Source organism: Burkholderia sp. BCC0397, assembly GCF_902832865.1.
Classification (GTDB): Bacteria; Pseudomonadota; Gammaproteobacteria; order Burkholderiales; family Burkholderiaceae; genus Burkholderia.
Map to the genome: position 1 here is coordinate 710,171 of NZ_CADFDL010000002.1, position 14,209 is coordinate 724,379.

General features: G+C 64.9%; 9 protein-coding genes and 1 pseudogene. 5 read left to right on the top strand and 5 right to left on the bottom strand.

Annotated features, from left to right (window positions below; translation table 11 throughout):
• Nucleotides 1–153: 153 nt before the first annotated feature.
• Together fixJ and fixL are read right to left on the bottom strand one after the other, a co-directional pair.
• Complete coding sequence (gene fixJ / locus HWX03_RS08050) at nucleotides 154–792, bottom strand: oxygen response regulator transcription factor FixJ (RefSeq protein WP_006493245.1); 639 nt, start codon at nucleotides 790–792, stop codon at nucleotides 154–156.
• A complete protein-coding gene (gene fixL, locus HWX03_RS08055; protein ID WP_175819517.1) occupies nucleotides 789–3,305 on the bottom strand; it encodes an oxygen sensor histidine kinase FixL in 2,517 nt (838 codons plus the stop codon). The genes fixJ and fixL overlap by 4 nt, the downstream gene beginning before the upstream one ends.
• Between fixL and HWX03_RS37315 the strand changes: the two are divergent.
• The 4 genes and pseudogenes from HWX03_RS37315 to lpdA form a co-directional block, all read left to right on the top strand.
• Nucleotides 3,225–3,442, top strand: a pseudogene (locus tag HWX03_RS37315) (hypothetical protein); the annotation flags it as partial. The gene fixL and the pseudogene HWX03_RS37315 overlap by 81 nt on opposite strands.
• Before the next feature lie 136 nt (nucleotides 3,443–3,578).
• Entirely contained in the window at nucleotides 3,579–6,275 is a 2,697-nt protein-coding gene (aceE, locus tag HWX03_RS08060) for a pyruvate dehydrogenase (acetyl-transferring), homodimeric type (RefSeq protein WP_175870926.1), read from the top strand.
• 68 nt (nucleotides 6,276–6,343) lie between these two features.
• Nucleotides 6,344–7,990, top strand: a complete 1,647-nt coding sequence (aceF, locus tag HWX03_RS08065; RefSeq protein ID WP_175870927.1) for a dihydrolipoyllysine-residue acetyltransferase — start codon at nucleotides 6,344–6,346, stop codon at nucleotides 7,988–7,990.
• A gap of 284 nt (nucleotides 7,991–8,274) precedes the next feature.
• A complete protein-coding gene (gene lpdA, locus HWX03_RS08070) occupies nucleotides 8,275–10,047 on the top strand; it encodes a dihydrolipoyl dehydrogenase (RefSeq protein WP_175870928.1) in 1,773 nt (590 codons plus the stop codon).
• A 154-nt stretch (nucleotides 10,048–10,201) separates the two neighbouring features.
• Here lpdA and HWX03_RS08075 read toward each other — a convergent pair whose 3' ends face one another.
• On the bottom strand, nucleotides 10,202–10,645 hold the full coding sequence (locus HWX03_RS08075; RefSeq protein ID WP_244132604.1) for a hypothetical protein: 444 nt from the start codon (nucleotides 10,643–10,645) through the stop codon (nucleotides 10,202–10,204).
• Nucleotides 10,646–10,804: 159 nt separating this feature from the next.
• Nucleotides 10,805–11,371: a phasin family protein gene (locus tag HWX03_RS08080; protein WP_006478382.1), complete on the bottom strand. Its 567-nt coding sequence runs from the start codon at nucleotides 11,369–11,371 to the stop codon at nucleotides 10,805–10,807.
• 654 nt (nucleotides 11,372–12,025) lie between these two features.
• On the opposite strand from HWX03_RS08080, the gene pbpG reads away from it, so the two are divergent.
• Complete coding sequence (pbpG, locus tag HWX03_RS08085) at nucleotides 12,026–13,192, top strand: D-alanyl-D-alanine endopeptidase (RefSeq protein WP_175870929.1); 1,167 nt, start codon at nucleotides 12,026–12,028, stop codon at nucleotides 13,190–13,192.
• Nucleotides 13,193–13,303: 111 nt separating this feature from the next.
• Here pbpG and HWX03_RS08090 read toward each other — a convergent pair whose 3' ends face one another.
• On the bottom strand, nucleotides 13,304–14,113 hold the full coding sequence (locus HWX03_RS08090) for an IclR family transcriptional regulator (protein WP_050013008.1): 810 nt from the start codon (nucleotides 14,111–14,113) through the stop codon (nucleotides 13,304–13,306).
• Between the last annotated feature and the right edge of the window lie 96 nt (nucleotides 14,114–14,209).

A 14,209-nucleotide genomic window follows, 5' to 3' on the forward strand; every position in this document is an offset into this window, starting at 1 on the left:
CCGTCCGACAGCGAATCAACGGGAAGCGTCATGGCCGCGGCGCTCGCGCGCCGGGAGGAAGCGCCGCCGCCGCGCGAGTGGGCCGCGTCGCGCGGGGCAGCAAACACCGGTTGCGGGCCGGGCGGGCCGTGCCGCCGCGGCCGGAGCACACGCTCAGGCCTGTTTCTTCGACAGCGCGAGGCGCAGCAGGTCGGCCACCGTGTTGACGTTGAGCTTTTCCATGATGTTCGCGCGGTGCGCTTCGACCGTCTTGATGCTGATGCCGAGGTCGTCGGCGATCTGCTTGTTCAGGCGGCCCGCGATGATCCGCTCGAGCACCTGCTGCTCGCGCGCGGTCAGCTTCGACAGGCGTTCGCTCGCGGCACGCTGCTCCTGGACGCTCTTGCTTTCGCTTCGGGCCTTGTCGAGCATCCGCTCGACGAGCTTGCGCAGCTCGGCTTCGTCGAACGGTTTCTCGATAAAGTCCATCGCACCCTTTTTCATCGTCGACACGGCCATCGGCACGTCGCCGTGACCGGTGACGAAGATGATCGGCAGCGCGGCATTGTCGGCGATCAGGCGTTCCTGCAATTCGAGGCCGCTCATGCCCGACATCCGCACGTCGAGAATCAGGCACGCGATCTGGCCGGCCTGCTGCGCCGGCTGGTACGCATCGAGGAACTGCTCCGCGCTCGAGAAGCATTGAACGCGATAGCCGTTCGCCTCCAGCAGCCAGCGCAGCGAGTCCCGTACGGCCTCGTCGTCGTCGACGACGAAGACGGTTTCCTGAGTGGTGGTGACAGGGCTATTCATAGTTCTCCCGTAACGGTATGTGATGCCGATGCCTCGCGCCCCCCTTGGCCGAGATCAGCGGGTTCCCCAATGGGCAGGCTGCAGTGGAACGTCGCGCCGGAAATGCGGCCATCCGGCTCGACGTTGTTGACCACCCACAGACGCCCCCGATGCGATTCGATGATCGAACGGCAGATGTTCAGCCCCATGCCCATGCCATCGGACTTGGTGCTGTAAAACGGTTCGAACAGGCGCTCGGCGGTCGCTTCGTCGACGCCCGGGCCCTGGTCGATCACACGGATGTCGACGAAGCCCGCATCGATGTCGGCGACGACGCGGATCACGCCGTCCGCCGACGCCGGCTTCACGTCGGCCATCGCCTCGGCTGCGTTCTTCATCAGGTTCATCAGCACCTGTTCGATCAGCACGGGGTCGACATAAATAATAGGCATTCTTGCGAGGATTTCCGTGACGATCCGAATCCTGCGCTTTCTGGCCTCGATTTCGGCCAGCCCGACCGCGTCGGCGACGATGTCCGCGACCCGCGCCGGCTGGCGCTTCGGCTCGCTGCGCTTCACGAATTCGCGGATCCGCTTGACGATCATCCCGGCGCGCAGCGCCTGCTGCGCGGTCTTTTCCAGTGCGGGCTGCAGCGTCTCGGGCGTGCCGCGGCCGCTTTTCACGAGCGCGAGCGTGCCCGAGCAGTAGTTGTTGATCGCGGCGAGCGGCTGATTCAATTCGTGAGCAATCGACGACGCCATTTCACCCATCGTCATCAATCGGCTCGTGAACTGCAGCTTTTCTTCCTGCTGGTGCGCGAGTTCCTGCGCCTTCTTGCGGGTCGTGATGTCGGTCGCGATCTGCATCTGCGCGAGGTGGCCGTCCACCCACTGGATGTACTGGCGGCGCACCTCGAACCACTTCTGGATGCTCTCGACGTACACCTCCTGCGCATCGGCGGTGCTGTTCGTCAGCGCGGCGGCCGGCAGGCCCGCGAACGCGTCGACCATGTCGATCGAGTCGGACGACGCCTGCGCGCGGTCGAAGCCGCCGCCGGACAATTCGAGGTGGCCGTCCGGGCGAATGCCGAACAGGTGGCGGTAGTAGCGGTTCGCGAACAGCAGCTCGGCCTCGTCGGCGGCGAGCACCGACACTGCGGCGTCGAGGCTTTCGAGCACCGTCGTGAAGCGTTCGTGCGCGGCCGCGAGCTCTTCCCGCGCGCGCTTCGGCTCGGTGATGTCGGTCATCGACGACATCCAGCCGGTCTGGCGGCCCGAACTGTCGATCAGCGGCGACACGTACAGGCGCGCATGGAACAGCGTGCCGTTCTTGCGCCGCACGCGCAGCTCGAAGCCCGAGCTCGGCGCCTTGCCGCGCAGCGTCATGTCGAGCTGGCGCTGCATTTCCGGGTACGCGTCGCGCGGCCAGTACGGGAACGGCGCGACCTTGCCGACCAGATCGGTTTCGTCCCATCCCGTCATCCGGCAGAACGCGGGGTTCACGTGCGTGATGCGGCCATGCATGTCGAGCACGCGCATGCCGATCAGCACCGAGTTCTCCATCGCGCGGCGGAAGAACGCTTCCGCGTACAGCGCCTGCTGCGCTTCGAAGCGCTGGCGCGTGTGCTTCCACAGGCTCCAGAGGCTCCACAGCACGAAGCACGACAGGCCGGCGACGAGCCACACGAGCGTGTTGTTGGTCAGGTTCGTGAGTTGCGGGAACGCGTACACGCGCACCGTCAGCCCCTGGCCGGGCGGGTCGAGCGGGAGATCGTAGTGGGAGTCGCGCGGCAGGCGCGGGCGCGTCGACGTGGACGACAGCTCGCGGTTGTTCGAATCGGTGATCGAGATCTTGTACTTCGACGACAGTTCCTGCGGGATGTCGTGCTTCAGGATGCCCTCGACCGAGAACACCGCGGCGATCGAGCCGAGATATTCGCGGTCGCCGCGCATCACGGGCGTCTGCAACGTGATGAAGCCGTTGCCGAAGTCGTCGTAGATCAGCGGCGAATAGGCCTGGCGGCGCGTGCCGCGCGCCTCGTCGTACGCGCCGCGCACGGCGTCCTGCATCTGCGCGTCGCCGGGCTTCGCGAGCCGCTGGCCGAGCAGCGGCGGATGCACGGCCGGCCAGCGCTGCACGCCCGGCGCCGTATACCAGTTCAGGTAGAGGATTTCCGGATGCGTCTGCATCACGTCCGCGACGGCCATCTGGAACGCGTTCTGGTCGAGGCGGCCGGACGCGAGGTCGCGCGACAGCGCCTGCAGCTGTTCCTGCGCGCCCGTCATCGACAGGCGGATCTGCTGCTGGGCCCACGCGACGTTGCGAAACAGGGTGTCTTCCTGCTGCTGCTGTTCGCGCCGGTTGAGACTCCACAGGATGAGGCTCATCACGACGAGGAACACCAGGATCGACAGCAGCGGCGTCAGCAAATAAGAGTTGGACCACCACGGTCCGTGGTGCCAACGGGACGGCTGCGACTCCGCCGGCGGGCCCGGCGGTCGCGCCGAGCGTGCGAAAAGCCGATCGGTCAACATGGCAGGATTGTAGCGCAGCGCAATACATGGAAAACCGATACCGGATAGGTTGAACGGAAACGGTTTTGTTCCGACGAGACGGGCCGCGGAGCCCCGAAATAGCGGTGCAGCGCAGCAATATTCCGCATTACGAGAAAAGATCTCACGATTCGAAAATTTTGTTGCGCGGCCCCGTCCACGCTCATTACAATCCGTCGGAGCTTGCCCGCAGCCGGTCGCGCCGCGTCGTCTGCACGAGAGCGATCCTCACATTCCAGGACCCAGGAGACGAGAATGTCCGCTGTACCGAACGAAGTGATGAAGTATGTCGCCGCCGAACGTGACGACGACCCGCAAGAAACCGTCGAGTGGCTCGAGTCGCTCGATGGCGTGATCTCCTCCGTGGGCACCGGCCGCGCGCATTACCTGATCGAAAAGCAGATCGAATTCGCCCGCATGCACGGCGAACACCTGCCGTTCTCCGCCAATACCCCGTACATCAACACGATTCCGCTCGAAGCCCAGGCGAAGATTCCGGGCGACCAGGACCTCGAGCACCGCATCCGTTCGTACACGCGCTGGAACGCGCTGGCGATGGTGCTGCGCGCAGGCAAGGACACCAACGTCGGCGGCCACATCGCATCGTTCGCATCGGCCGCGACGCTCTATGACGTCGGCTACAACCACTTCTGGCACGCGCCGTCCGAAAACCACGGCGGCGATCTCGTGTTCGTGCAGGGCCACTCGTCGCCGGGCGTGTACTCGCGCGCGTTCCTGCTCGGCCGCCTGAAGGAAGAGCAGCTCGACAACTTCCGCCAGGAAGTCGACGGCAACGGCATTTCGTCGTACCCGCACCCGTGGCTGATGCCGGACTTCTGGCAATTCCCGACCGTGTCGATGGGCCTGGGCCCGATCATGGCGATCTACCAGGCGCGCTTCATGAAGTACATCGAAGCGCGCGGCATCGCGAAGACGCAGGGCCGCAAGGTGTGGGCGTTCCTCGGCGACGGCGAGACGGACGAGCCGGAATCGCTCGGCGCGATCGGCATGGCGAGCCGCGAGAAGCTCGACAACCTCGTGTTCGTGATCAACTGCAACCTGCAGCGTCTCGACGGCCCGGTGCGCGGCAACGGCAAGATCATCCAGGAACTGGAATCGGAATTCCGCGGTGCCGGCTGGAACGTGATCAAGGTCATCTGGGGCAGCCGCTGGGATGCGCTGCTCGCACGCGACAAGACGGGCGCGCTGATGCGCCGCATGATGGAAGTCGTTGACGGCGAATACCAGACGTACAAGTCGGAATCGGGCGCGTTCGTCCGCGAGCACTTCTTCAACACGCCTGAACTGAAGGCGCTGGTCGCCGACTGGTCGGACGACGACATCTGGGCGCTGAACCGCGGCGGCCACGATCCGCACAAGATCTACGCGGCGTTCCACGAGGCCAGCAACTCGAAGGACGCGCCGACCGTCATCCTCGCGAAGACCATCAAGGGTTACGGGATGGGCGAGTCGGGTCAGGCGATGAACATCACGCACCAGCAGAAGAAACTGCCGGTCGAGCAACTGAAGAAGTTCCGCGACCAGTTCCGCCTGCCGATCACCGACGAACAGATCGCCGACGTGCCGTACCTCAAGTTCGAGGAAGGCTCGAAGGAACTCGAATACATGCGCAAGCAGCGCATGGACCTCGGCGGCTACCTGCCGCAGCGTCGCGAGAAGGCGACCTCGCTGCCGGTGCCGGCGCTCGACGCGTTCGAGCCGCTGCTGAAGGGTACGGGCGAAGGCCGCGAGATCTCGACGACGATGGCGTTCGTGCGGGTCCTGAACATCCTGCTGAAGGACAAGGCGCTCGGCAAGCGCGTCGTGCCGATCGTCCCGGACGAATCGCGTACGTTCGGCATGGAAGGCCTGTTCCGCCAGATCGGTATCTGGAACCAGGAAGGCCAGAAGTACGTGCCGGAAGATTCCGACCAGCTGATGTTCTACAAGGAATCGCAGACCGGCCAGATCCTGCAGGAAGGCATCAACGAAGCGGGCGGCATGTGCGACTGGATCGCGGCGGCGACGTCGTATTCGACGCACGGCGAGATCATGGTGCCGTTCTACATCTTCTATTCGATGTTCGGCTTCCAGCGGATCGGCGACCTCGCATGGGCCGCGGGCGACATGCGTTCGCGCGGCTTCCTGCTGGGCGGCACGGCGGGCCGTACGACGCTGAACGGCGAAGGCCTGCAGCACGAAGACGGTCACTCGCTCCTGTGGGCGGCATCGGTGCCGAACTGCGTGAGCTACGACCCGACGTTCGGCTACGAACTCGCGGTGATCATCCAGGACGGCCTGCGCCGCATGGTGCAGGACCAGGAAGACGTGTACTACTACATCACGGTGATGAACGAGAACTACGAGCACCCGGCGATTCCGCAGGGCGAGCACGTGGCGGCCGACATCATCAAGGGCATGTACGCGTTCAAGAAGGCCGACGCCGACAAGAAGGCGCCGCGCGTCCAGCTGCTCGGCGCGGGCACGATCTTCAACGAAGTGATCGCTGCCGCTGACCTGCTGAAGAACGACTGGGGCGTCGCCGCCGATCTGTGGAGCGTGCCGAGCTTCACCGAACTCGCGCGCGAAGGCCATCAGGTCGAGCGCTGGAACCTGCTCCATCCGACCGAAGAGCGTCGCCTGTCGCACGTGCAGAAGTGCCTGAAGGACACGCAGGGCCCGATCATCGCGTCGACCGACTACGTCCGTGCGCTGGTCGACCAGATCCGCGGCCAGATCGATCGCCGCTTCGTCGTGCTGGGCACCGACGGCTTCGGCCGTTCGGACACCCGCGAGAAGCTGCGTCACTTCTTCGAGGTCGACCGTCACTGGGTCACCGTCGCCGCGCTCAACGCGCTGGCCGACGAAGGCACGATCGAGCGCAAGGTGGTCGCGGACGCGATCGCCAAGTACAACCTCGATCCGTCCAAGCCCAACCCGATGACCGTTTAACGCACACGCCGTGTGATGCCGCGCGCCGCTCCCGTGAGGAGCGCGCGCGGCCATGGAGACAGAAACAGATGAGTCAAGCGATCGAAGTGAAGGTGCCGGATATCGGCGATTACAAGGACGTGCCGGTCATCGAGATCGGCGTGAAGGTCGGCGATACGGTCGAGCCCGAGCAGTCGCTCGTCACGCTCGAGTCGGACAAGGCGACGATGGACGTGCCGAGCCCGGTGGGCGGCGTCGTGAAGGAAATCAAGGTCAAGGTCGGCGATTCCGTGTCGGAAGGTTCGCTGATCGTCCTGCTCGAGGGCGGCGCAGCCGCCCAGGCGAACGGCGCGGCTGCGCCGGCCGCGGCTCCGGCTCCGGCAGCAGCGCCGGCACCGGCCGCCGCAGCGCCCGCTGCCGCACCGGCAGCGTCCGGCGGCACGCTCGAAGTGAAGGTGCCCGACATCGGCGACTACAAGGACGTCCCGGTGATCGAGATCGGCGTGAAGGTCGGCGACACGGTCGAGAAGGAACAGTCGCTCGTCACGCTCGAGTCGGACAAGGCGACGATGGACGTGCCGAGCCCGGCCGCCGGCGTCGTGAAGGACATCAAGGTCAAGGTGGGCGATTCGGTGTCGGAAGGCACGCTGATCGTGCTGCTCGAAGCCGCCGGCGCACCGGCTGCCGCCGCACCGCAGGCCAGCGCACCGGCTCCGGCCGCTGCCGCGCCGGCGCCCGCCGCTGCACCGGCACCCGCGAAGGCTGCGCCGGCCCCGGCTGCCGCCGCACCGGCCGCCGCGCCGTCGGGCGAATACCGCGCCAGCCACGCATCGCCGTCGGTCCGCAAGTTCGCGCGCGAACTCGGCGTCGAAGTCGCACGCGTGCAGGGCTCGGGTCCGAAGGGCCGCATTACGAAGGAAGACGTCACGGGCTTCGTGAAGGGCGTGATGACGGGCCAGCGCGCGGCACCGGCCGCGGCAGCCGCGCCGGCAGGCGGCGGCGAGCTGAACCTGTTGCCCTGGCCGAAGGTCGACTTCTCGAAGTTCGGCCCGTTCGAGGCGAAGCCGCTGTCGCGCATCAAGAAGATCTCGGGCGCGAACCTGCATCGCAACTGGGTGATGATCCCGCACGTCACGAACAACGACGAAGCGGACATCACCGAGCTCGAAGCGCTGCGCGTCCAGCTGAACAAGGAACACGAAAAGGCGGGCGTGAAGTTCACGATGCTCGCGTTCGTGATCAAGGCGGTCGTCGCCGCGCTGAAGAAATTCCCGACCTTCAACGCGAGCCTCGACGGCGACAACCTCGTGTTCAAGCAGTACTTCCACGTCGGTTTCGCGGCCGATACGCCGAACGGCCTCGTCGTGCCGGTGATCCGCGATGCGGACAAGAAGGGCCTCGTCGACATCGCGAAGGAAATGAGCGACCTGTCGAAGGCCGCGCGCGAGGGCAAGCTGAAGCCGGACCAGATGCAGGGCGGCTGCTTCTCGATCTCGTCGCTCGGCGGGATCGGCGGGACCAACTTCACGCCGATCATCAACGCGCCGGAAGTGGCGATCCTCGGGTTGTCGCGCGGCCAGATGAAGCCGGTGTGGGACGGCAAGCAGTTCGTGCCGCGGCTCATGCTGCCGCTGTCGCTGTCTTATGACCATCGTGTGATCGATGGCGCCGAGGCCGCGCGGTTCAATGCGTATCTCGGAGCGTTGCTCGGGGATTTCCGTCGCATCATTCTTTGATGAGCTGAGGGGCTCGCGGGGGCGTGGGTTTTTTGTCGGTTCGCCATGTCCCGTCGTTGAACCTGTTGTGCTAACGGTCTATTAGCGTCGCCCCTGCGCGGGGCGGCGGTCACTTTTCTTTGTCTTCCAAAGAAAAGTAACCAAAAGAAAGGCGCGTCCTTGGGCGGACGGCAAAGGTGGTCCTGCCCAACGTCGCGTTCTCTTGTCAGGCCGCATGTCGTCAGGTTCCGTCTTTACGCCAGTCCCTCCCTCTCTCTCTGCAGCTAATCAAGAAGGGGACAGTCATGAGTCTCATCGAAGTCAAGGTTCCGGATATCGGCGATTTCAGCGGCGTCGATGTCATCGAAGTCAACGTCAAACCCGGCGACGTGATCGAACAAGAGCAAACGCTCATCACGCTCGAATCCGATAAAGCCTCCATGGAAGTGCCCAGCGACGTCGCCGGCACCGTCAAGGAAGTCAAGGTCAAAGCCGGCGAGAAAGTCTCGCAAGGCACCGTCATCGCCATCGTCGAAGCCTCGGCAGGCGCAGCCGCACCCGCTCCCGCGAAAGCACCGGAACCGGCCAAGCCCGCAGCGGCCGCACCGGCTCCGGCCGCAGCCGCTCCGGCGCCCGCGCCGCAAGCCGGCAGCTATAGCGGCGCCGCCGACGTCGAGTGCGACATGCTCGTGCTCGGCGCCGGCCCCGGCGGCTACTCGGCCGCGTTCCGCGCCGCCGATCTCGGCATGAAGACGGTGCTCGTCGAACGCTACTCGACGCTCGGCGGCGTATGTTTGAACGTCGGCTGCATCCCGTCGAAGGCGCTGCTGCATACGTCGCTCGTCGTCGAGGAAGCCGCGGCGCTCGCGTCGCACGGCATCACGTTCGGCAAGCCGGAGGTCGATCTCGACAAGCTGCGCGACTTCAAGGGCGGCGTCGTCAAGAAGCTGACGACGGGCCTCGCCGGCATGGCGAAGGCACGCAAGGTCGAAGTGGTCACCGGCGTCGGCGCGTTCGTCGATCCGTTCCACATGGAAGTGCAGGGCGAAAACGGCAAGAAGGTCGTCAAGTTCAAGCAGGCGATCATCGCCGCGGGCTCGCAAGCCGTGAAGCTGCCGTTCATGCCGGAAGACCCGCGCGTCGTCGACTCGACGGGCGCACTCGAACTGCGCCAGTTGCCCAAGCGCATGCTCGTGATCGGCGGCGGCATCATCGGCCTCGAAATGGCGACGGTGTACTCGACGCTCGGCGCCGAGATCGACGTCGTCGAAATGATGGACGGCCTGATGATGGGCGCCGATCGCGATCTCGTGAAGGTCTGGGAAAAGTACAACGCGAAGCGCTTCGGCAACGTGATGCTGAAGACCAAGACGGTCGGCGCGGAAGCGAAGGAAGACGGCATCTACGTGAAGTTCGAGGGCGAGAAGGCGCCGGCGGAAGCGCAGCGCTACGACCTCGTGCTCGTCGCGGTGGGCCGCAGCCCGAACGGCAAGAATATCGGTGCCGACAAGGCCGGCGTCGCGGTCACGGATCGCGGCTTCATCGACGTCGACAAGCAGATGCGCACGAACGTGCCGCACATCTTCGCGATCGGCGACGTCGTCGGCCAGCCGATGCTCGCGCACAAGGCCGTGCATGAAGGCCACGTCGCCGCGGAAGCCGCGCATGGCGAGAAGGCGTACTTCGACGCACTGCAGATCCCGTCGGTGGCCTACACCGATCCGGAAGTGGCGTGGGCCGGCAAGACCGAAGACCAGTGCAAGGCCGAAGGCATCAAGTACGGCAAGGCGGTGTTCCCGTGGGCCGCTTCGGGCCGCGCGATCGCGAACGGCCGCGACGAAGGCTTCACGAAGCTGCTCTTCGACGAGGAAACCCATCGCGTGATCGGCGGGGCGATCGTCGGCCTGAACGCAGGCGACCTGATCAGCGAAGTGTGCCTCGCCGTCGAGATGGGCGCGGACGCGGAAGACATCGGCAAGACGATCCATCCGCACCCGACGCTCGGCGAATCGGTCGGCATGGCCGCCGAGCTGTACGAAGGCGTCTGTACGGACTTGCCGCCGCAGCGCAAGAAGTAACGCGACCGGCACGGCCGGCCAAAGGGTCGGCCAGAAAAAGCGCCGCCGCTCGGGACCTCCCGGGAGGCGGCGTTTTTTTCGGCACCTGGCAGCGCGGCCAGGTGTGGCTGCCTATGCCGAAGCGCGGTACCGGACACACGCAGAACCGACGGGACTAATTCGCGGCCCTGATAAATTGTGCAACGGTGCCGAGTTTTTCGCCGAGTCGTTTGATGAACGACCGCGATTCGTCGCGCGGTGCGGCAGCGCCGTGGGGCGGGGGCTGCTCGCCCGTCGAGATATCGATCGTCAGGTAGGTTTTGTCCGGATTCGATTTCGCCGGCATGACCGCGATTACATATCGGTAGTGGCTGATCTCGTCCTCTCCAGCGATCACATGTTCGTCGGCAATGTCGACCGTCCCGTTCTTCGCCAGCAATGACCGGGCCGCATCCACGACGTTGGCGAAGGGCAACTGGAGTGCGTACATTTCCGTCGACGGCGGTGTTTGCGTCCGTTGAGGCGGCGCGGTGGCCGGGGCGGCCGTGGCACGGTCAGCCAGCGCTGCCGCGACGGAAATGACTGCTGCGAAGGTGATGTATCTGAGCGTTCCGTACATGAATGAAATGCGGGCGCAACGTTCTTCTTCGTGACGGCCCCGTGTGGTCGCGCAACCGACGATGGCAATTTCCCGGAAGGGGTGCCACCAGATTGCACGGTCCGGCGCCAGAAACGAAAAAGCCGCGCTGGGCGCGGCTCTTTCAGGAGCAGGGGACGCTTACGCGGCCGGCTTGCTCGAACGACGTGCGGCAGCGGCGGTTGCAGCCTTCGTGGCGACGGCAGCAGCGGCGTTGAAGTTCGTTTCAGCGATTTCGACGGCTTGCTTCGTGGCCTTCTGAACCGTTTCGTACGTGGTGTTTGCAGCGTTCAGTGCCGACTTCAGTGCGGCGACAGCCGTTTCCGAACCGGCCGGGGCGTTCTTCGCGACGTTGTCGACGAGTGCCTGGACCTTCTTGTTCTGCTCTTCGAATTGCGCTTCGGCAACCTTCGCGAACTCGGCTTGCGTCGACGATGCGATTTCGTACAGGTGACGGCCGTACGACAGCACCTTTTCCGCGACCGGCTGCGACAGGCTCGCCTGCAGCGCGATCAGTTCCTGCGCGTCCTTCACCGACAGCAGACGCTGGGCATTTTCCTGGCTCTCGGTCAGCGTCGACTTCACGACCTGCAGGTTGAGTTCGATCAGCTTTTCGACGCCTTCGAACGCCTTGGTCGTCAGACCGAACAGGCTTTCGAGGTTGGCTTTTTGGGCGGCGGCGATTTGCTCGGGGGTCAGCAAGGACATGTCAAGCTCCTGAAAAGCGATCGCGTCGATCGCAGGATAAAGGGCACTACACTGGGGAACTTCGGCGATACGTGCTTTGTGCAACGCAGCAATGAGGCCTATTTTAGGGCACAGAAAACGGATGTCAAGTACTTTTTGTGCGTTGCACAATCGCGACAAATTATCGATAAAACAACGAGTTATCGCGGCCGTCCGGAATCGGTTTCAGCCGCGTTCCCACATGGTGCGCACGGCGACGGGGCAAGCGCGCCGCACCATGATCACGCACAGGTAAACCTGACAGGCCCATGGAACGTTATCCTTCTGCTCCTGTCGAAAAACGCGCCGTTTCGATGCGCGTGCCGTGGCGACGTGCCGCCGCCACGGTCGAGACCGGCGCCTTTGGCACGCCGAGCACCGGATACGTAGTTTCCCCGCTTTAAATCGCCTCCGAAGTGACGTTATCTCAATTAACCGTGTGGTAATCGGGAGACGGGCGCTGTCGGGCAGTGCATCCCATGGATTTTTTCGATGGGATCGGAAGGGTCGATTGGCCGGAGGTTGGCCGACTCTTACATTCCGGTTTAAAGACGATCGGTAAGTGCCTAATATTGCTCTTTTTTTAAGCTTTAACTACACTTGCGGAAACCTCCCGCCCGCTTTGTCCAGACCCCAATGAAAGCCGAATCGTTTTCACCGCGCAGACTGTTGCAGAGCATGACGCTCGGCACCGCTGTGTCGGTCGCAGTCGCGTTGCTGGCGACCACCGCGTCCGTCACGCCTGCTGACGCCTTCGCCGCCACTGCGAAGACCCAAGCCGCCAAGAAAAAGGCCGTCGCTCCTGCTTCGTCAGCGAAGAAGAAGTCGGCCCAGGCGAGCTCCGACAAATCCGCGAAGGTCGCCGCGGCCGATGCGCCGCGCGCGAAAGCGTCGCGAAAGCGCGTGACGCTCGCGGCGAACAACGTGCATGGCGGCCATCGCGGCGCGGTGCGCAAGGTCGCGTTCCAGCCGCGCCGGCCGACGGTCGGCCAGGCGTTCGGCCTGCACGACACGCCCGACGCGCTCGCGCTGCGCTCCAGCGTCGCGTACGTCGTCGACCAGAATTCCGGCGAGCCGCTGTTCGACAAGAATTCGCACGCGGTCGTGCCGATCGCGTCGATCTCGAAGCTGATGACGGCCATGGTCGTGCTCGACTCGAAGTCGCCGATGACCGACTCGCTCGAAGTCACCGACGAAGACCGCGACTACGAGAAGGGCACGGGCTCGCGCCTGTCGGTCGGCTCGGTGCTGTCGCGCGAAGACATGCTGCACATCGCGCTGATGGCGTCGGAAAACCGCGCGGCCGCCGCGCTGTCGCGTTACTACCCGGGCGGCCGTCCGGCGTTCATCGCGGCGATGAACGCGAAGGCGAAGTCGCTCGGCATGACCGATACGCATTTCGAGAATTCGACCGGCCTGTCGAGCTCGAACGTGTCGAGCGCGCGCGACCTCGTGAAGATGGTCAATGCGGCGTACCAGTACCCGATGATCCGCCAGTTCTCGACCGATCGCACCTACGAGGTGTACACGGGCAAGCGCAACCTGGTCTACAACAGCACCAACGCGCTGATCCGCGGCAACGGCTCGTGGGACATCGGGCTGCAGAAGACGGGCTTCATCAACGAAGCGGGCGAATGCCTCGTGATGCAGGCGACGATCCACGGCCGGCCGATGGTGATGGTGCTGCTCGATTCGTTCGGCAAGTACTCGCGCTTCGCCGACGCCTCGCGCCTGCGCAACTGGCTCGATGCCGGCGGCGGCGAACGCCTGACGGCGGCCAACACGCCGAACGGCGGCACCTGATCGGGTGCGGCGGTTCGCCGCCGTACCGGTCGCCGCAACGAAAAAGCCCCGCAATCGCAGGGCTTTTTTTGTCCGGCGAAACCGGAGTCGGAGCCGGGCCGATGGCGCGGCTTACGCCTGCCGCTGCAGCCCGTCCACGTCCTTCGCGGGCGCCGGCCGGTAGCCGAGCGATTCCGAGATGGTGAGCGCCGTCCGGCTCAACTGGCCGAGCCACGCGTCCTGCAGACGGTCGGCCGGTGCCGACAGCGACAGGCCCGCGACGAGCTTGCCCGAATCGTCGTAGATGCCGGCCGCGATACAGCGCACGCCGAGTTCGAGCTCCTCGTTGTCGCGCGCGCACGATTGCTGGCGGACGATCGTCAGCTCGCGCTCGAGCTTCGCGATATCGGTGATGCTGTTCTGCGTATGGCCGGACAGCCCCGTGCGCGTCGCATAGGCACGCACGCGCGACGTTTCGTCGGCCGCGAGGAACAGCTTGCCGACCGACGTGAGGTGCAGCGGCGCGCGGCCGCCGATCGCGCGGACGACCTGCATCCCCGAGCGCTCCGAGTACGCGCGCTCGATGTAGACGATCTCGTCGCCCTGGCGCACCGACAGGTTCACGGTCTGTCCGGTGAGGCGGTGCAGTTCGCGCATCGGCATCAGCGCCGCGTCGCGCACCGACAGGCGCGCCTTCACGAGATTGCCGAGCTCGAGCAGCCGCATGCCGAGGCGGTAGGTGCCGGGATCGGAGCGGTCGACGAGGCGGCAGGTCACCATGTCGTTGAGGATGCGGTGCGCGGTCGACGGGTGCAGCTCCGTGCGCTGCGCAAGTTCCTTCAGGCTGACGGGGTCACTGTGCGCGGCGAGCGCGTCCAGCAACCGCATCATGCGTTCGATCACCTGGATCGACGTTTTTGAATCCGGAGTGGGTTGGCTCATGTCGGGGGAGGAATCGGTTGACGCGTCAGGCGGTGTTGGTCGATTGTATCTCGTATCGTGAAAAAAGCGAACGCCGTTCGAGGAAGTCCTCGTTTC

Bases quoted from the DNA above. Each gene is read 5' to 3' on its own strand.
- fixL (WP_175819517.1), bottom strand. From the start codon at position 3,305: ATGTTGACCGATCGGCTTTTCGCACGCTCGGCGCGACCGCCGGGCCCG.
- pbpG (WP_175870929.1), top strand. From the start codon at position 12,026: ATGAAAGCCGAATCGTTTTCACCGCGCAGACTGTTGCAGAGCATGACG.
- fixJ (WP_006493245.1), bottom strand. From the start codon at position 792: ATGAATAGCCCTGTCACCACCACTCAGGAAACCGTCTTCGTCGTCGAC.
- aceF (WP_175870927.1), top strand. From the start codon at position 6,344: ATGAGTCAAGCGATCGAAGTGAAGGTGCCGGATATCGGCGATTACAAG.
- lpdA (WP_175870928.1), top strand. From the start codon at position 8,275: ATGAGTCTCATCGAAGTCAAGGTTCCGGATATCGGCGATTTCAGCGGC.
- HWX03_RS08075 (WP_244132604.1), bottom strand. From the start codon at position 10,645: ATGTACGGAACGCTCAGATACATCACCTTCGCAGCAGTCATTTCCGTC.
- HWX03_RS08090 (WP_050013008.1), bottom strand. From the start codon at position 14,113: ATGAGCCAACCCACTCCGGATTCAAAAACGTCGATCCAGGTGATCGAA.
- HWX03_RS08080 (WP_006478382.1), bottom strand. From the start codon at position 11,371: ATGTCCTTGCTGACCCCCGAGCAAATCGCCGCCGCCCAAAAAGCCAAC.
- aceE (WP_175870926.1), top strand. From the start codon at position 3,579: ATGTCCGCTGTACCGAACGAAGTGATGAAGTATGTCGCCGCCGAACGT.